This window comes from Geobacillus proteiniphilus (assembly GCF_001908025.1).
Taxonomy (GTDB): domain Bacteria; phylum Bacillota; class Bacilli; order Bacillales; family Anoxybacillaceae; genus Geobacillus; species Geobacillus proteiniphilus.
Map to the genome: position 1 here is coordinate 1 of NZ_MQMG01000061.1, position 18,371 is coordinate 18,371.

15 protein-coding genes and 2 pseudogenes are annotated in these 18,371 nt (G+C 52.0%); 6 read left to right on the forward strand and 11 right to left on the reverse strand.

Annotated elements, in window-relative coordinates; translation table 11 throughout:
• Window positions 1–495: RNA-guided endonuclease TnpB family protein (locus BRO54_RS16370; protein WP_139268067.1), on the forward strand; the 495-nt coding region annotated here is incomplete at its 5' end.
• A 158-nt stretch (window positions 496–653) separates the two neighbouring features.
• Here the strand turns inward: BRO54_RS16370 and BRO54_RS16375 are convergent.
• The gene (locus tag BRO54_RS16375) at window positions 654–1,814 is read right to left on the reverse strand and encodes an acyl-CoA dehydrogenase family protein (RefSeq protein ID WP_074044627.1); all 1,161 of its coding nucleotides are present in this window, start codon (window positions 1,812–1,814) and stop codon (window positions 654–656) included.
• Entirely contained in the window at window positions 1,786–3,858 is a 2,073-nt protein-coding gene (locus BRO54_RS16380) for a sigma-54-dependent Fis family transcriptional regulator (RefSeq protein ID WP_074044628.1), read from the reverse strand. Before BRO54_RS16380 ends, BRO54_RS16375 begins: the two co-directional genes overlap by 29 nt.
• 483 nt (window positions 3,859–4,341) lie before the next feature.
• On the opposite strand from BRO54_RS16380, the pseudogene BRO54_RS16385 reads away from it, so the two are divergent.
• Both BRO54_RS16385 and BRO54_RS20930 read left to right on the forward strand, forming a co-directional pair.
• A pseudogene (locus tag BRO54_RS16385) lies at window positions 4,342–4,770 on the forward strand (ABC transporter ATP-binding protein); the annotation flags it as partial.
• Window positions 4,747–4,890: pseudogene (locus BRO54_RS20930) on the forward strand (iron chelate uptake ABC transporter family permease subunit); the annotation flags it as partial. The pseudogenes BRO54_RS16385 and BRO54_RS20930, both read left to right, overlap by 24 nt.
• 22 nt (window positions 4,891–4,912) lie before the next feature.
• On the opposite strand, the gene BRO54_RS16390 reads toward BRO54_RS20930, so the two are convergent.
• The 5 genes from BRO54_RS16390 to BRO54_RS16410 all read right to left on the reverse strand — a co-directional run bounded on the left by BRO54_RS16390 (window position 4,913) and on the right by BRO54_RS16410 (window position 11,395).
• Window positions 4,913–5,521 carry a DedA family protein gene (locus BRO54_RS16390; RefSeq protein WP_074044629.1) on the reverse strand — a complete coding sequence of 203 codons (609 nt, stop codon included), beginning with the start codon at window positions 5,519–5,521 and terminating at the stop codon, window positions 4,913–4,915.
• Between the two features lie 237 nt (window positions 5,522–5,758).
• Entirely contained in the window at window positions 5,759–6,997 is a 1,239-nt protein-coding gene (locus BRO54_RS16395; RefSeq protein WP_033024515.1) for a Glu/Leu/Phe/Val family dehydrogenase, read from the reverse strand.
• A 26-nt stretch (window positions 6,998–7,023) separates the two neighbouring features.
• Window positions 7,024–8,223 (reverse strand): ornithine--oxo-acid transaminase, encoded by a 1,200-nt coding sequence (locus tag BRO54_RS16400; protein ID WP_074044630.1) that lies wholly within the window; start codon window positions 8,221–8,223, stop codon window positions 7,024–7,026.
• Window positions 8,224–8,339: 116 nt separating this feature from the next.
• Window positions 8,340–9,887: an L-glutamate gamma-semialdehyde dehydrogenase gene (gene pruA, locus BRO54_RS16405; protein WP_033024513.1), complete on the reverse strand. Its 1,548-nt coding sequence runs from the start codon at window positions 9,885–9,887 to the stop codon at window positions 8,340–8,342.
• A gap of 95 nt (window positions 9,888–9,982) precedes the next feature.
• Window positions 9,983–11,395 (reverse strand): amino acid permease, encoded by a 1,413-nt coding sequence (locus BRO54_RS16410; protein ID WP_033024512.1) that lies wholly within the window; start codon window positions 11,393–11,395, stop codon window positions 9,983–9,985.
• Between the two features lie 235 nt (window positions 11,396–11,630).
• Here BRO54_RS16410 and BRO54_RS16415 point away from each other — a divergent pair, with 235 nt between their 5' ends.
• From BRO54_RS16415 to BRO54_RS16425, 3 genes are read left to right on the forward strand one after another with little or no spacing between them, the layout of a single operon-like run.
• Window positions 11,631–13,004, forward strand: coding sequence for a sigma-54 interaction domain-containing protein (locus tag BRO54_RS16415; RefSeq protein ID WP_074044632.1), 1,374 nt, complete (start codon window positions 11,631–11,633; stop codon window positions 13,002–13,004).
• A 58-nt stretch (window positions 13,005–13,062) separates the two neighbouring features.
• Window positions 13,063–13,815, forward strand: coding sequence for a TatD family hydrolase (locus BRO54_RS16420; protein ID WP_074044631.1), 753 nt, complete (start codon window positions 13,063–13,065; stop codon window positions 13,813–13,815).
• A 49-nt stretch (window positions 13,816–13,864) separates the two neighbouring features.
• Window positions 13,865–14,353 (forward strand): DinB family protein, encoded by a 489-nt coding sequence (locus BRO54_RS16425; protein ID WP_081823155.1) that lies wholly within the window; start codon window positions 13,865–13,867, stop codon window positions 14,351–14,353.
• A 129-nt stretch (window positions 14,354–14,482) separates the two neighbouring features.
• Here BRO54_RS16425 and BRO54_RS16430 read toward each other — a convergent pair whose 3' ends face one another.
• The 4 genes from BRO54_RS16430 to BRO54_RS16445 all read right to left on the reverse strand — a co-directional run bounded on the left by BRO54_RS16430 (window position 14,483) and on the right by BRO54_RS16445 (window position 17,762).
• Entirely contained in the window at window positions 14,483–15,211 is a 729-nt protein-coding gene (locus BRO54_RS16430) for a DUF817 domain-containing protein (RefSeq protein ID WP_239691287.1), read from the reverse strand.
• A 221-nt stretch (window positions 15,212–15,432) separates the two neighbouring features.
• Window positions 15,433–15,990, reverse strand: a complete 558-nt coding sequence (locus BRO54_RS16435) for a cupin domain-containing protein (RefSeq protein WP_084544565.1) — start codon at window positions 15,988–15,990, stop codon at window positions 15,433–15,435.
• A gap of 268 nt (window positions 15,991–16,258) precedes the next feature.
• Window positions 16,259–16,882, reverse strand: coding sequence for a hypothetical protein (locus tag BRO54_RS16440; protein ID WP_015373749.1), 624 nt, complete (start codon window positions 16,880–16,882; stop codon window positions 16,259–16,261).
• 433 nt (window positions 16,883–17,315) lie between these two features.
• Window positions 17,316–17,762 carry a putative iron-sulfur cluster-binding metallochaperone gene (locus BRO54_RS16445; RefSeq protein WP_014194633.1) on the reverse strand — a complete coding sequence of 149 codons (447 nt, stop codon included), beginning with the start codon at window positions 17,760–17,762 and terminating at the stop codon, window positions 17,316–17,318.
• Between the last annotated feature and the right edge of the window lie 609 nt (window positions 17,763–18,371).

Here is an 18,371-nt window from a genome sequence, read left to right on the forward strand (position 1 = left end):
TTTTTCAAAGGGAACCGATGCGCCTTCATTCGCCGACGATATGCGGCTTTGCGGCGAACGTTGGGCAAAGCCAAGAAGCTCCATATGATTCGCAAAATCGGCCGTAAAGAGTCCCGCTGGATGAAGGATATAAACCATAAAATCAGCCGTCAAATCGTCCGTTTTGCCCTTGCCAACGGTGTTGGCGTGATTCGGATGGAAGAGTTGACGGGGATTCGAAAACGGGCAACATCGGCCAAAGAAGCAGGACGAAGCCTTCATTCCTGGTCGTTTCATCAATTGCAAACGATGATTGCCTATAAAGCGGAAATGGCGGGCATTCGGGTGGAGTGGGTGAAGCCGACCTATACAAGCCAAACATGCCGATGCGGGCATCGAGAGAAAGCGAACCGAAACGGCATCCGCTTCCGATGCCAAAAGTGCGGATACACTCTCCACGCTGACTTGAATGGCGCGATCAACATCGCCAAAGCGATTTCAGGCTTCGCCGCCTAACCTAGCGCACTGGTCACAGGTGCGCCGCCCATCGGGGTACATCTTAACCCGATGGGACGGGGTGATGACACACCCCTGAACTTGGGCGTTGTCCGAACCAGAAATGGATGAGGACGCGAACGACCCAAGAATCCCACGCCCTTTAGGCGTGTGGAGTGTCAAACCCGCACTTTTCCGTATTCTCTCCGCAGTTCGCTCGCAATGATGTTGCGCTGGATTTCCGAGGTGCCTTCGTAAATCTTCGTGATGCGGGCATCGCGGAAGTAGCGTTCGATCGGGTAGTCTTTCATGTAGCCGAGGCCGCCGTGGATTTGCACGGCCATGTCAGCGATTTTGTTGTACACTTCCGAGCCGAACAGTTTGGCGATGGCCGCTTCTTTGACGACGCGCATCTTTTGGTCGACCATCCAGGCGACGCGGTAGACGGTCGAGCGCAGCACTTCGATCAACATGCTCATTTCCGCCAGCATATGCTGGATCGCTTGCTGCTCGATGATCGGCTTGCCGAACTGTTCGCGCTGTTCGGCATATTCCATGCAGTATTCTAGGAGGCGGATGCATGAGCCGAGGTTGCGGGCAGCAAGACCAGCGCGGCCGTTCGCTAAAATTTTCAAGGCGTTGACATAGCCTTCTCCCTCTTTTCCGAGCACGTTTTCGACCGGCACTTCCAAGTTGTCAAAAAACAGCTCGGCTGAATGCGATCCGCGCAGCCCCATTTTCCGCTCCACGTTTCCTACGATAAAACCGGGAAAATCTTTTTCCACGATAAAGGACGTGATGCCTTTCGGACCTTTCGACGGATCGGTGACTGCCATGACGGTAAACACATGGGCGTCGACAGCGTTCGTAATGTAATGTTTCGAGCCGTTAATGATGTAGCGGTCGCCTTTGCGGACGGCGGTCGTTTTAATCGCGGCGGCGTTCGAGCCAGCACTCGGCTCGGTTAAGGCGAAAGCGCCGATCCATTCGCCCGTCGCCATTTTCGGCAAGTAGCGCCGCTTCTGTTCTTCCGTGCCCAGCTCAACGATGCCGACCGTGCCGATGCCAGTATGAGCGCCAATGAGTGTTGTATAGCCGTTATGCGTTTTGCCGAGCTCTTCATAAATGGCACATTTGCCGACCATTGACAAACCGAGGCCTCCGTACTCTTCCGGAATGCTTAATCCAAACAGCCCCATTTCTTTCGACTTTTCAATGATATCTTGCGGAATCTGGTCATTTTCCTCAATATCCATCGCCACCGGTTCGACAACTTCTCTCACAAATTTGCGGACGTTTTCTTTTAAAAATTCAATCTCGGCTGGCAGCGTGAAATCCATCTTCTTCCCCTCCCCATGATTGAATTCCATATTTTTGCGCCTTGCGCACGAGTGTCGACGCATCGACACCAAGCAGTTTCGCAGCTCGCCGATACGTCTTCGCCTTGTGAAGCGCCTTGATGATGAGCTGGCGCTCGACCTCAGCCGTTGCCTGTTTGAGCGGGATGATCTCTCCGACCGCCACCGGGCTCGCAGCTGGCTCCGGTTCAAGGTGGAGCCATTTCGCCACTTGGTGTTCGTCAACGACTGGGGAAACGGCGGTCACAAACATACGTTCTACAACATTGACGAGCTCTCGGACGTTGCCGGGCCAGTGATAGTCCATCATCGCCGCCAGCGCCCCATCGGTAAACACGAGCGGCTTTTGATACTTTTCCGCAAACCGCTTTCGGTAATGGTCAACCAAGAGCGGGATATCTTCTTTCCGGTCGCGCAGCGGCGGAATGGCAATCGGCATCACGTTCAGCCGGTAAAACAAATCAGCGCGAAACCGCCCAGCGGCAACAAGCTCCTCAAGCGGCTTGTTCGTCGCGGCGATGACACGCACATCGATCCGCTTCGGCGCCTCCGCCCCCAACCTCATGATTTCCATCGACTGCAACACGCGAAGGAGCTTCACTTGCAAGTGAAGCGGAATTTCACTGATTTCATCGAGAAAAATCGTCCCGCCATCCGCCTGCTCGAAATAGCCTTTTTTCCCTTTCTTCGCCGCTCCGGTGAACGCCCCCGGCTCGTAGCCGAACAGTTCAGACTCCATCAACGTCTCGGGGATCGCCCCGCAATTCACTTTCACAAACGGTCGGGCGCGGCGGGCGCTTTGTTTCCAAATGTAATTCGCCAATTCCTCTTTCCCGGTGCCCGACTCTCCGGTCAACAACAACGTCACATCGACAGCCGCCGCTTGGCGGGCGATATTGACAACATGCGCCATCGCTGGAGCGCGGTAAATGAGATGATCTTCTTCCTGACGGCCCAACATATGAAGGAGCCGTTTCGTCTCCTCCAGTTCCGAGCGCAGCTGTTCCATCTCGGTCATATCTTTGACGTAGAGAACAACCCGCTCCGCCCGCCCATCTTCCTCGATGATCGGCACCGCGGAAACGATCCAAATGTTTCCCGTTTCCGTCCCCTGATGAAGCATCGAGCATGGCTGGCGGCCGTCAAGCGCCTGTCGAACGACCCGGTCAAGCGGGGCGGTCACCCGCTCTTGCTCCGTTCCTAGAAACAGCGCATCCCATTTTTTGTTTCGCCGCGTGATCATTCCACTGCGGTCCGTGATGGCGATGCCGTCGCTGGATGCCTCCATCACCGTTTGCAGCTCATTGACGATGCGCTTGACGGTCTCAAGTTCGTTGGAGATAAATTCAATCTCGGAAATGTCTTGAAACACCCCGACCGCCCCAACGACCTTCCCCTCGTCGATAATTGGCGAGCGGTTTGTAATATAGACGCGCTTGCCGACGCGGTATTTTTCCGTATGCCCTTTGCCGGTGCGCACGACCTCGAGCAAGCCAGACGGGATCACGACATCGGTCAAAAACTTGCCGATGGCTTCTTCTTTCGTCGTCCGCGCCATTTTCTCAGCCGGTGGATTGATCGATGTAATCCGCCCTTTTGCGTCGATCGATAAAATGCCGTTATGGGCGGCGTTGAAAATGGCATCCAAATGTTTTAAGCGGAGTTGTGCCGCCTTCGCATATGCCGTCAAATGCTGCTCTTTCGTCAACACACCGACAAGGCGTCCGCTCTCATCGACAACGGGCCGGAGCGGACCGCCGCCAAACTCGATCCCCTCCACACGGTCGTGAATGGAAAGCGGCGGCAGCGACGGGCGCATCACCTCACGCACAGTTGTTTTCCCTTGAGCAAGACCGAACAACACGTCTTTGACCGCCACCACGCCGACGATTTCCTCACTGCAACGGCATACGACCATCCCATCAAGTCCGTATTCAAAGAATGTCCGAGCCGCTTCATCAAGGGAATCGCTTTCAAAAATTACTGCCTTTGTCTTCACCATGATGTCTCCGACCATCATTGCCATTTCCTCTCCCACCGTTCCGCCTTATTTTCTACTCAAGCAATTTTTGTGCCAAAAAACAAGTTCCCACTATTCAGAAAAAACAAGTCCCTAGAAGGCTGGTGAAAAACAACGGATTCGCTCGGTTTGTGAGAAATCGTAAGGAAGGAAGTTATGGTGTTGCAAGGTTTTTCAATTTGAGAAACACTGTTGGAGAGCAGCATTTCCCCTTAAATCACCAACCTTCTAAAATTCATCTTACTTGATCGCTTGTTGCCAAACAACAACATATTGTTGCAATTTTGCAACAAACAGAACGAATTTGTTGCAGTTCTGCCGTTATTCAGCTAAAAAATGTTGTTATTTCGCAACACTCATTAGTCACTTCTTTGCAAGTAAAATTGATTCCCATTTTCAAAAAATCATTGTTTTTTTCATTGGATGCGCTATAATAAGATTGTTATTGATATTGATTCTCATTTTCCTGATCCAGAAGGAGGTGGCCGCATGGTTCGCCTATATGCTAAAGAATTGACCGTTCGCTACGATGACCGAACGATTTTCGAACATTTGTCCGTCCGCATTCCCGACCGACAAATCACAGCCATTATTGGACCAAACGGATGCGGAAAATCGACGCTGCTCAAGACGTTGACGCGCATCATTTCCCCGCAGTCCGGCGCCGTCATTTTGGACGGCCAGGCCATTTCGCAACAACCGACGAAAGAGCTGGCGAAAAAAATGGCCATTTTGCCGCAAATGCCGGAAGCAACAAGCGGGTTGACCGTCGGCGAACTCGTCTCCTACGGCCGCTTCCCATACCAAAAAGGGTTTGGCCGCCTGACGAAACGAGACTACGAAGCAATTGACTGGGCGCTTGAAGTCACGAAAACAACCGATTTGAAGCATCGGCCGGTATCGATGCTCATCGGCGGTTGACTGCTGCTTACAGCTGATACGATCGGACGCAACGTTCTCGCCGAACCGCTTCCGAAGGGAGTGGTCGTCTCGTTGATCGGTGCACCGTATTTCATCTATTTGTTGCTAAAATGGTGAAGACGAAAGACGCCGGGGCATCTTATGATGTCCGGCGTCTTTTCCATAAACGCACAGCGGATGCTGCAAGCGCAATGGCCATCACGACGTAAACCACTTCAGCGTACATCCCGATCACCTCGGACACTTTCCCCCACGATTGGCCGAGCGCCGCGCCGATCGAGACTAGCGCTGTATTCCAAATAAGTGTGCCGAGCACTGACAGCCAGACGAACAGCCAAATGTTCATCTTCGCCATGCCCGCCGGGATGGAAATCAAGCTGCGCACCAACGGAATCATGCGGCCAAGAAAGACGGCCCATACCCCATAACGGTGAAACGTCCGGTTCGCCTTGGCGATGTCTTCCGGCTTCACCCGCAGCCATCTCCCCCAACGGTCGACCATCCGTTCGAGCCGTTCAACAGACAACAGCCGGCCGATTCCGTACAGCACCAATGCCCCGGCAACCGAACCGGCGGTCGCCGCCGCAATAACGCCAGGCACCGTCAATGACGTGTACGTCGTCATAAATCCGCCAAACGGCAAAATGACTTCCGACGGAATCGGCGGGAAGATATTTTCCAGTGCAATCATGAGAAAAATGCCGATATAGCCGAATTGTTCCATTACATTCGTGATCCACGCCTGCATGGCGCCATTCTCTCCCTTCCGCACGGCTCATTGTATGTACGCATGTCTCTTTCCTCATAATGTATGTATATGATATGGTAGTACAAAAAAAGATCCTTTGCAAAAAAGAAAAGCAGCTTGCTTTCGCTCTCCCTTCGATATCACCGGCTTCATCGGCGTCTCGCAAACGAAAGGCCGCCCACCCCCAAGCAGATGAGGATGGACGGCACGCCCCCCTAGCAACAACTTTTTCCGTGATTATACCCAACCGCGGTAGCGAGCTGCTTCTGCTGTTTGACGCAGCCCGATCATGTACGCCGCCATGCGCATATCCACACGGCGCGATTCCGCCAATTCATAGACGCGATGAAACGCGCTCGTCAATTTCTCTTTCAACTTCTCGACAATTTCCTCTTCCGTCCAATAATAGCCTTGGTTGTTTTGCACCCATTCAAAATAGGAAACAGTCACCCCGCCAGCGCTCGCCAGCACATCAGGCACCAATAGCACACCCCGCTCCGTCAAGATTTTGGTCGCTTCCAGCGTCGTCGGGCCGTTGGCCGCCTCGACCACAATTTTAGCGCGAATATTCGCGGCATTGTCACGCGTAATTTGATTCGCTACCGCGGCCGGAACTAAAATATCACACTCTTTTTCCAGCAGCTCTTGATTGGTGATGACATTCTCAAACAGCGTTGTCACCGTGCCAAAACTGTCGCGGCGATCCAACAAATACGGAATATCCAGTCCGTTCGGGTCATACAACGCGCCATACGCATCGGAAATGCCAATGACGCGAGCTCCAGCTTCATGCAAAAACTTGGCCAAAAAGCTGCCTGCATTGCCGAATCCTTGAATAATGACCCGCGCCCCCTGCAACTCGATTCCCGCTTTTTTCGCTGCTTCTTCGATGCAAATCGTGACACCGAGCGCCGTTGCTTTTTCCCGACCTTGGGAGCCGCCGAGCACAAGCGGCTTGCCGGTGATAAAGCCAGGGGAATCAAATTCGCGGATGCGGCTATATTCATCCATCATCCACGCCATAATTTGCGAGTTGGTAAACACGTCCGGCGCAGGGATATCTTTGGATGGCCCCACGATCTGACTGATCGCCCGCACATAGCCGCGGCTGAGCCGCTCCAGCTCACCCATCGACATGTTCCGCGGGTCGCAGACGATGCCACCTTTGCCGCCGCCATACGGCAAACCGACAATTCCGGCTTTGATCGTCATCCACATCGACAGCGCCTTGACTTCTTCCTCGGTGACATCTGGATGAAAACGAATGCCTCCCTTGGTCGGCCCTACGGCATCGCTATGCTGGGCGCGGTAGCCGGTAAACACTTTCACCGTTCCGTCATCCATACGGACGGGAATGCGTACGGTAAGGACGCGCAATGGTTCTTTGAGCAGCTCATACATCTCCTCGCCGTAGCCGAGTTTGGCCAGCGCCTCTTTGATCACGCGCTGGGTGGAGAGAAACATATTTTCTTCCATCGTCTCATTCGCCTCTTTGACTCGATTTATGGACGGGACAAGACATTCGCAATCCGTTCGAACGCCCAATCCAATTCCTCTTTCGTAATGATGAGCGGCGGTGCGAAGCGAATGACCGTCTCATGCGTTTCCTTGCAAAGCAATCCTTGCTCTTTCAGCGCCTCACAGTACGGACGCGCCGGCACATGCAGCTCAACGCCGATAAATAAGCCGCGGCCGCGGATCTCTTTAATATCGTCGTTTCGGATTTGTTTTAGTTTCGAAAGGAAGTATTCGCCAAGCTCAAGCGAACGCTCCGCTAGACGCTCTTCTTCAATCACTTCGAGCGCCGCGATCGACACCGCGCAAGCAAGCGGGTTGCCGCCGAACGTCGATCCGTGCGAGCCGGGTTCAAACACCGACAAAATGTCGCGGTTGGCGACGACGCAGGAAATCGGGAACACCCCGCCGCCCAACGCTTTCCCTAAAATATACATATCAGGCACGACATCTTCCCAGTCGCAGGCAAATAACTTTCCTGTTCGCCCCAACCCCGTTTGAATTTCATCAGCGATGAACAACACGTTGTTTTCCTTGCACACGTCATACGCGGCTTTTAAAAAGCCTTGCGGTGGAATGCGGATGCCGGCTTCCCCTTGGATCGGTTCGACAAGAAACGCCGCCGTATTCGGTGTAATCGCCGCTTTCAACGCTTCGATGTCGCCGTACGGGATGATTTTCACTCCGGGCAAAAGCGGCCCAAAACCGCGTTTATAGGCCGGTTCGGACGACAAGGACACCGCGGCGAGCGTCCGGCCGTGGAAATTGCCTTCACAAACGATGATTTCCGCTTCGTTGTCCGGAACGCCTTTTACATCATACGCCCAACGGCGCGCCGCCTTGAGCGCCGTTTCCACCGCCTCGGCGCCGGTGTTCATCGGCAGCACCATCTCTTTTTTCGTCAACCGGCACACTTTTTCGTACCACGGGCCGAGCTGGTCGTTATGGAACGCGCGCGATGTGAGCGTCACCCGATCGGCTTGCTTTTTCAACGCTTCAATAATCTTCGGATGGCGATGGCCTTGGTTGACAGCGGAATAAGCGCTTAACATGTCCATATAGCGGTTGCCCTCTGGGTCTTTCACCCATACCCCTTCCGCTTCCGAAATGACAATCGGCAATGGATGATAATTTCGTGCTCCATATCGTTCCGTTTGTTCGATGAGCTGTTGCGATTTTGTCGTCATCAAAATCCCCCTTTTTTTCCTCACTCTCCACCTTCACGGACAACGTTTGCCTTCATCCGACGATTGACGGACCAACGTTCCATTACAGGAAAAGGGCGGCTGCGGCCGCCCCGCCATTAAAACATTTCCGATACGGTTTTCGCTTGCATATGGAGAATCAAATAGTCCGGGCCGCCAGCTTTCGAGTCGGTGCCTGACATGTTAAAGCCGCCAAACGGCTGATAGCCGACAATGGCCCCCGTGCAGCCGCGGTTGAAGTACAAGTTGCCGACATGGAACTCGTGCCGCGCTTTTTCGAGATTCGCCCGATTGCGCGAAATGACGGCGCCTGTCAATCCGTATTCCGTATTGTTCGCGATCTCAAGCGCATGGTCAAAGTCGCGCGCTTTCGCAAACGCCACGACCGGTCCGAAAATTTCCTCCTGCATGATGCGCGCGTTCGGGTCGACATCAGCAAACACGGTCGGCTGGATGAAGAATCCTTTCGAGTCGTCTCCTTCTCCGCCCGTCATGAGACGGCCTTCTTGTTTGCCGATTTCGATATACTCCATAATTTTGTTGTACGCCCCTTGGTCGATGACCGGGCCCATAAACGTCGCTTGCTCTGCCGGGTCGCCGACGTTGAGCTGTTTCGTCAGCTCGACGACGCGGTTCAACACTTGGTCGTAGACATCTTGAACAACAATCGCGCGCGAGCACGCCGAGCATTTTTGTCCCGAGAAGCCAAACGCTGACGCGACGATCGATTGCGCCGCCAGTTCGAGATCGGCTTCTTTATCGACGACGATGGCGTCTTTGCCACCCATTTCCGCGATGACGCGTTTCAGCCAAATTTGCCCTGGGTGCACTTTCGCTGCCCGCTCATAAATGCGGATGCCGACATCCCGCGATCCGGTGAAGCTGATAAATCTTGTGCGCGGATGGTCAACCAAATAGTCGCCGACTTCCGCGCCGCTGCCCGGGATATAGTTCAATACACCAGCCGGAAGCCCCGCTTCTTCCAACACTTCCACAAATTTATACGCCACCACCGGCGTTGCGCTCGCCGGTTTCAACAGCACCGTATTGCCCGTGACAAGCGAAGCGACCGTTGTTCCCGCCATAATGGCAAACGGGAAGTTCCACGGCGAAATGACAACCCCGACGCCAAGCGGGATATAGAAAAACCGGTTCGTTTCCCCCGGACGGCTTTCGACCGGAATGCCGTCTTTCAACTTCAACATTTGCCGGCCGTAATATTCCATAAAGTCAATCGCTTCCGCGGTATCGGCATCCGCTTCGCGCCACGGTTTGCCTGCTTCTTTCACCAGCCAAGCGGAAAACTCGTGCTTGCGCCGGCGTACGATCGCCGCCGCCCGGAACAAAATATCGGCCCGCGCTTCCGGGCTCATCCGGCTCCATGTGCGGAACGCCTCATCAGCGGTTTTCATCGCCCGCTCCGCCAGCTCTTTGTTCGCTTTCGCCACCCGGCCGACCACTTCCGTTTTGTTCGCCGGATTGATCGAAGTGATTTTGTCTTCCGTCATCACCCGCTCGCCGCCGATCACAAGCGGATAATCGCGCCCAAGCTCCGATTCCACTTTTTTGAGCGCCGCTAAAAACGCTTCACGGTTCGCTTCCACGGTAAAGTCGGTGAGCGGTTCGTGTCTGTACGGCTGCACCATTTCGTCATCCTCCTTTTAAAGGCAAAAAAATTTTTCGTTATAAAACGATTTCATAGTTATATTATGCAAATGATTATGGCTTTTTTCAATTGTTTTTACTTGGCGGCCTTGAGCTCCCCCTTTTCCGCATTTAGAGGCTGAAGCCGTTTTTTCGCCACAAGGTGGTAGTACCCGTAGCAAGCGAGCAAAAACGGAATGCCGCAGTAAAGAGCGATCCGTTGATCTGGGATAAAGGCCAGTCCGATGATCGTCGCCATATTCAACGCAAACGCGGCCAGCGGCACGAACGGATACAACGGCGTCCGGTATTTCAGATCGCGCACATCGCCGCCTTCGCGCAAAAACGCTTTCCGGCCGAAATAGCTTGACAGCGCGATGGAAGCCCACACCGTGACGGCGCCAAACCCGGCGATCGCCGTCAGCCAGACGTACACCGTATCTTCCGCATACACGCTGCACAACAGAGACAAGCAGCCGATGGCAATGCTGGCAATAAGCGCATTGATGGGCACGCCGCGTTTCGATAGCTTGCTGAAAAACGGAGTGACCATGCCTTGGCGCGACATCGACCAGAGGACGCGCGATGTCGCATATAAGCCCGAGTTGGCCACCGACAACACCGCGGTAATAATCACAAAGTTCATAATATCGGCCGCATACGGAATGCCGATATTGTCAAACACCACCACAAACGGACTCTCAACGACGCCGGCTTTCTCCCACGGAAACAAACCAGCCAGCACAAAAATGGCCAAAATAAAGAAGATCAAAATGCGCCATACGGTGTTGCGCAACGCAACCGGCACCGTTTTTTCCGGCTCGCGGCTTTCCCCCGCGGCCACGCCGACCAATTCCGTCCCTTGGAACGAAAAGTTCACAAGGATCATGGTCGTAAAGATGGCCCAAAACCCGTTTGGAAACAATCCGCCATGATCAGTAAAATTCGAGAAAAACGGAGCGGGTTGTCCATTTTTCATATGGATGACTCCGAACATCGCCGCCAGACCAAGAACAATAAAGGCGATGACCGTCAGCACCTTGATGCTCGAAAACCAAAACTCCACCTCGCCAAATCCTTTGACAGACAACGCATTGATCAAAAACAACAATAAAGCAAAGACGGCGCAAAACACCCATGTCGGCACATCGGGAAACCATCGTTTCATGAGGATGCTGACAGTGAGAAGCTCGATGCCGACCGTCACCGACCAGTTCAGCCATGACAGCCAACCGATGCAATACCCCACTGCCGGCGAGATGAACTTCGTCGCATACGTCTGATACGACCCGGCATCAGGAATTCTCACGGCCAATTCTCCTAACGAAAGCATTGTCAAATACATGACCAATCCGCCAAAAAGATAAGCAACGACGGCCCCTCCTGGCCCCGCCTCATGAATCGTATAACCCGATCCTAAAAACAAACCGGTGCCGATCACTCCGCCTAGCGCGATCATAAATAAATGCCTGCTTTTTAGCTCTCGTTTCAGTTCTTGCACTGGTTGCATCCGAAAACTCTCCCCTCTCTATGATAGATTCCGCAACCGCTTACATTTTTATCAAACGAACAGCAACCTCCTTTTATGCAAAATTATTTTTCAATTTCTAATGTATTACAACTTTATTATGAAATGATTTTTTTCTATTTTCAATATATTTAGCAAAAAATTTTTTCACATCTTTCTTTCCCTTCCTGTCTCCCGTCCACCTTATGCTATAATACAAAAAAGAGAGGTGCTGATCGTGAACCGGGATATGGAAACGCTTTTATCAATGTATGAGCAAATTCTCGAAATGATCGACCTTGGCGTCCATGCGGTCGATCAACATGGGAAAACCGTCATTTACAACCGGAAAATGCGGGACATCGAGGGTATGAACATCGAGGACGTGCTCGATAAAAATATTTTGGACGTCTTCCGCTTCAACCCGGAGCAGCCGAGCACATTGCTTGAAGCGCTGCGCACCGGTGAAAGCATTCTGAACAAGCAGCAAACTTATTTCAATAACAAAGGACAAGCCGTGACAACGGTCAATCAAACACACCCGCTGCAAAAAGACGGGCGCATCATCGGTGCAGTGGAAATCGCCAAAGACATCACCAAATTCCGCAAGCTGATCCAAGAGCACCACCAACGCGGTGAAGCCGGTCGCACGTTTGCGGACATCATCGGCCAAAGCGAAGCCATGCAAAAGGCCATCCGCCTTGCTCGTCATGCCGCCCGCTCCGAGGCGTCTGTGCTGCTCATTGGGGAGAAAGGGACAGGAAAAGACTTGCTCGCTTCCTGCATTCACCACGAAAGCGAACGGCGAGCCAAGCCGTTTTTTGCGCAAACGTGTTTGTCGCTTCCGGACGATTGGATGGAAACGATGCTGTTTGGCAGCGAAGAAGACGGCGAGATCCAGCCCGGCTTGTTTGAACAAGCGGACGGCGGCACCGTCCTGCTTGACGATATTGACTCGTTAAGCCTGCCGCTTCAACAAAAACTTGCCCGTTTCCTGCAAGAAAAACAGTTTGTCCGCGCCCATGGCCAAGAACCGGTTCGTGCGGACGTTCGCCTCATCGCCTCGACAAGCGGCGACCCGATTGACGCGGTCCAAAACGGAGAATTGCTCAAATCGCTTTACTACCAAATTGCCGTCCACTGCATCGTCCTGCCGCCGTTGCGCGAACGGAAAGAGGACATTTTGCCGCTCGCTATCCATTTCATCCGTCAAGGCAACGAGCGCTATGGCCTACATGTCGAAGGACTCGGCGATGACGTGCAAGAGGCGTTTCTCGCTTACAGCTGGCCCGGCAACGTGCGCGAGCTTGAGGCCGTCATTTTGGAAACGATGGCGACGATGGAACAAGAACAAACCATCACCCTCGCCCATCTGCCTGCCCCTTTTCGAGCCAAGCTGGCGCCCGACGAAACGAAAACGGACTTTTTATTTGATACGGAAGACATTTTGCCGCTTGACAAATACATGGAAGAAGTCGAAATTTACTACATCCGCAAGGCGCTGCAGCATCACGGCTTCAACATCACCAAAACGGCTAAAGCGCTTGGTTTGAGCCGACAAAACTTGCAATACCGCATCCGCAAGTACCAGATTGATAAGGAGTGGGGATGAAAAGGCGGAAAGCCTCAGCCAGCGGGACGGCAAAAGGAACAGGGGGAGGTCGCTGTGGATGATCGACGCTCATATTCATCTCGACCAGTACACGGACATCGATGAACAAATCAACCGTTGGCAAGAAGCGGGCATCACCGGCGTCGTCGCCGTATCCACCGATTTGCGCTCCAGCTGCCGAACGCTTGAGTTGAAACAGCGGTTCCCTTCCTTCGTCTACGCCGCCATCGGCTTTCATCCCGAGCAACCGCTGCCAAGCGAAGCCGATTGGAACGAATGGACAGAACTTGTCAAGCAAGAGCGGCCGCTGCTCGCCGCCATCGGCGAAGTCGGGCTGCCATACTATTCAGCGGAAGCATGCGCCAAGCTGCCCGCGTATCAAGAACGATTAACTGAAATTGCGGCCATCGCCGCGGATGCCTCCTTGCCGCTCGCCCTTCACGCCGTCTACGACCGCGCCGAAACCGCCTTGGCCATCTTGCAGCAAGCTGGCGTCCGACAAGCCCATTTCCACTGGCTGAAGGCCGAGCCTGCCGTGGTCAAACAAATCGTCCAATGCGGCTACTACATCTCCGTCACGCCGGAAGTGTGCTACCGCGAGCGCGACAAGCAGCTGTTATCCCTCGTTCCCATCGAGCAGCTGCTCCTTGAAACCGATGGCCCATGGCCGTTTGCAGGCCCGTTTGCCGGAAAACTGACGACGCCGTTATGGCTATTGGACTCCGCGCGAGCCGTGGCGGCACACTATGGCCGAGATATCGAACAAGTCAAAACCATGATCACGGCGAACACAAAACGGCTTTACGGTTGATCTTCCTTATCGTACGATGAAACCAAATCTACATCGAAATGAGGGAAACATGATGGATCATAATGAGCGAGTGCGCCAACAGCTGATCAAAAGCGTTTCCGGGCTGTCGGACGAACAGCTGAACACTCGAGTGGCGGACGGAAGTTGGACGATCGCCCAAGTGCTCGAACACCTGTACTTAATCGAAACATCGATCGCAGCCATGATCGCCTATACATTGACGCATGGCGAGAGCCAACCGGTCGAGGAGAAACCGATCCACTTGACCGTTGATCGTTCGAAAAAAGTGGAGGCGCCTGATTTCGCCCGCCCGGACAACCGCTTTTTCACTCGACACGAACTGGAAGAAAAATTACGCCAATCGCGGCAGCGGTTGCGCCAAATCACGGAGCAAGCCAATCCGGCCGATTTGGAAGCCAAATCGTTTCCGCATCCGGTTTTTGGGCCGTTGAATTTGAAGCAATGGGTGGAATTTGTCGGCTATCATGAACAGCGCCACCTCGCGCAAATGGAAGAAATCAAAGCACAGCTTCCATAAGGAGCAGCCTTCATCTGCTTCATCCACGATCCTCATGAATGCCAAAAGCCGAGCAACGACCAGCCAAATCCCCGCCCTGCTCGGCTTACAATGATTTTCCATCTTCAAGTAAACGCTCCATCGCTCCTGTCACAGGGATTGTTCGTTATGGAGGTATCTCCCCTTCACTTGCTTTAACGTCGCCACGATGAGAAAACTGACAATGACCAACAAACACCAGGAGCTCACTTTTCCTACGTGAACGAGGCTCCACGCCTTCGCCTGGTTTGGATATTGCCAAGCGCCAAAAAAGGTGGCGATGTTTTCAGCGATCCAGATGAAAAACCCGATCAGCAAAAAGGACAAAACAAGCGGCATCCGGTAGCGGATTCCCCCAACCTCATACGTCACCCATGACCGCCAAAAGACAAGCATGACGAGGCTCGAGAGCCACCAACGAACGTCCACCCAATAATGGTGGGTGAAAAAATTCAAGTAAATCGCCGAAGCGAGAGGAACGACCATCCAAAACGGCGGCCATTGCACCAACTCCACCTTCAGCCTTCTCCACGCCTGGCAAAGATAGCTGGCGACGCTCGCATACATAAACCCGCTGTACAAGGGCACGCCAAAGATTTTCGTATACCCCTCTTCCGGATACGACCACGAACCCATGCGCACTTTAAACAGCTCGAGCGCAAGTCCAATGACGTGGAACAAGGTGATCACTTTGAGTTCATCCCGCGTTTCCAGCCGTGACCGCACCATCCACCATTGCATGAGAAGGCAAATAACAAGCAGCCAATCATACCGCGGCAATAGCGGAAGCGGCGCGATCTTCGTCAGCGCCAATGAGGCAAAAATGACAACCGGAAACACGCAAGATTGCGCCTACGCCCAACCGAAGCGAACAAGCTGCACAAACGCTTTGATCAGCCGCGACGTTCTGCCAAACGAACCCCTAAATGTTGCAGGCGGCACCCCTCGTTTGAAAGCAAAAACCGCAGAACACCCCTGACGAAGGGCTCTGCGGCTACTTTTTCCCATAATCAATTGAAAACCTGACATAACTCTGGTTTCCAACGAAACTGCCAAATCAGTCACCGATAATCGGCCATGGCCTCGGCTTTCGTCCTGTGAACCGTGCCAAACGGATGCTCGGGCGGAGCATAAATGGAATATAGCTTCAAGGGAACATGCCCTATATTGGTCACATTATGCCACGTCCCAGCTGGAATCATGATCGCGTCACCTTCGGACACTCTTCTTTCAAAATCCAGACGGTCTTTTCGTTCCCCCATCTGCACAAGACCCTGTCCTTGTTCAATACGAATAAACTGGTCCACATTCGGATGAACTTCCAGTCCAATATCTCCTCCTACCTCAATGCTCATCAACGTCACTTGCAAATGTTTTCCTGTCCATAATGCGGTTCGGAAATTTTGATTTTGCTCGGCGGCTCTCTCAATATTGACAACGAACGGTTTTCCGCCGTAATCTCTCAATTTGATGGGAGGAAACCTGTCGTTCCTTGCATGTTGTAGCATACCATAAGCATACGGTGACCAGCTCCACCAGTCATAATGAGGGGGGCAGTAACTGGACATCGGGTAAGGCCACTGAGTGCTAATATACGGATGGGCGTAATTCGGATTCAATTGCCTGTTCACTCTCCTCACACTTGGAATCTGCTACTATCTTATGCAATGGCCCAGTCTGGCGTGACAAGAGCACACGGGCGAAGCATCGCGAGGAAAAGAAACCCTCAAAAAGCGGTGGCCATTCGCCGCCATGAAACCCGAACAGGTTAGACTCTTCCCGCCTGTCTAACCAACTCAGCCAAATGATCTCCATTTTTCAAGTGTCAATTCGTGACAGGAAAGCTAAAGAGGGTGCTAGGTATGACAGACCAATCTTTAGGTTTTATCATAGGCACTCGCTGACATTGCCTTGTTCATCGATAAATAATGCCGTGATTCCTGTTCTCTTCTTCGCTAACAGAGGTAGCCTGTCCCAAAGATTTCGAAACTGTTTCACATCTGGTAATGCGATGCTGTATTTGGCATTGGGATCCTCCATTCTTTGCAAAGTTTCCGCCAATACCCCTAAGAAATAATTCACGTTCATTGGATTTGATGTTCCTAGACCCTTCACCTCAATAATCCAACGCTCATTACCTCGGATTGCGTTTATATCAATTCCAGGTGTTTTTCCCCACGCAATTTGTGTTTCCCATCCTTCTGAATGCAGGTATGCCTGCAAGACCTCTTTAATATAGTCTTCTTTCAACTTCGAATCTGTATTCTCTGTTATCTTGGAATCGTTTCCTTGAGCCGAATTCACTACTAATCCGTCATCGGTTAAAAAATTACCTATTAAACCATCCTTACGGACAACCCGCCTAAGCAAACCTCTATTCGCCAAATTTCTACAGGCTTGATTCACTGATTGTTGCGGATTATTTTTACCCAATAAGATATCAGTAATTTCCCGATCTGTTAACCCATCCTTCTCTGTTAATAAAGTTATAATCCTATCTGTTAGGGTCATTTTTCCCATCCTTTCATGAACACTGTTCGCATCTATGTAAAATCATTGATTTGCAAATAAATCAGGAAACTCGCTTCGAATTAAATTATAACATTCGTCGCATACCACATAATTCCTATCCCCTGTCCCTACGAACTTCACCCTTATCTGGTAGTTCACATTCGGTTTTAACTCCGCAGGCAAAAAACTGGTACTGCAAGAGCCGCAACAACCACGAAATTTCAAGTAGCATTCCATACAAAGGCTTCAAGAAATGCTCGTACCTCTCCTGGTGCTCTGGAATCAAAAACATAGAAGTTCCCTCCTGTTTTTTTGAAGAACTTCTATGTCATATGCGGATGGGCAGGTGCTGATAATTGTGCAGGTCGATGATTGGTTAAAAGATGGTTGGATAAGCGTGCAACCGATCCATGTTCAACAGGTCAGTTCCCGTTCACCTGTCGAATATAAATTCCGCCACGTTCCCCATGCAACAAGCCCCCTGGGGGTTGTTCACTTCACAACCGCATCGCCCTGCCTGGACATGGGCTTTGATTTCCTGAAGCGGCTCTCCGCCGTTCCGCACAGCTCGCTCAATGCGTTCCCGCGTCCAGTCAAAACAGTAACAAACAGGAACATCCATGTCCGAATCCTTTTGAAACACGGGCACTTTCAAGTCTCCTACGGCAAAAGTCAGCGAACCGTCCCACGCAAAATAGACCGTTTCGCAGGACGGGTTCGGGCAAAAGGCGTAATCACGGTCAGGTTCAAGCGTCGCCAAAGCCGCAGGTTTCAACAACGACTTGAGCGTGATCAGCGGCACCCGTCGTCCGTTTTGCCCGCAGTTCGGGCAATTCGTTTTCATCGTTCCCACACGGTTTGTCGGAGCACAACAGTCCATATTTCCATCCCTTTCATGCAGTGTTATTGCAAGTATCCAAGGTTATACCGACTTTCTATCTTTTCAATATTGTATCACATGCCAGGTGTGGCAATATTAAAAAACGACCTTCCCCTTGCCTACTTTGGCAAACCAACCGCAGGATCCTGATCAACCCATTTTAAATTCCCTACTATGTCAAGAGAAAATAATTCATGTCCATCCCACTCAAGCCCCACCAAAGCCTCCAATCCCTTGCCGCACAAAGGGTTTCAGGTTTTGAGGAGCTAATTGGTACAAAATACCAAGAAAATAAAAAGTGGGCTCTTCACCAAAAGTTGTACTTGATTTTTTCTGAACATACCCTATTTACGCTTGTGAGGGAAAATCAACAAATCAGTGATTTTTGCACATCTTTGTTCAGGAAACCGTATTGCTTGTCAAGTACATGTTGTGGTGAAGAGCCAAAAAGTGCCCGTCGAATTGGAATAAATTAGCAGAAAGAAGGGCAGGAGGCACGAAAATGGAACGTTGGGAAATATCCAGGGAAATAATTTGGGAAAACAAATTGAGAAGCTCAATCGGAGCATAGCGGGAGGGGGTATATTGGGAAACTGCTTGATATATCAA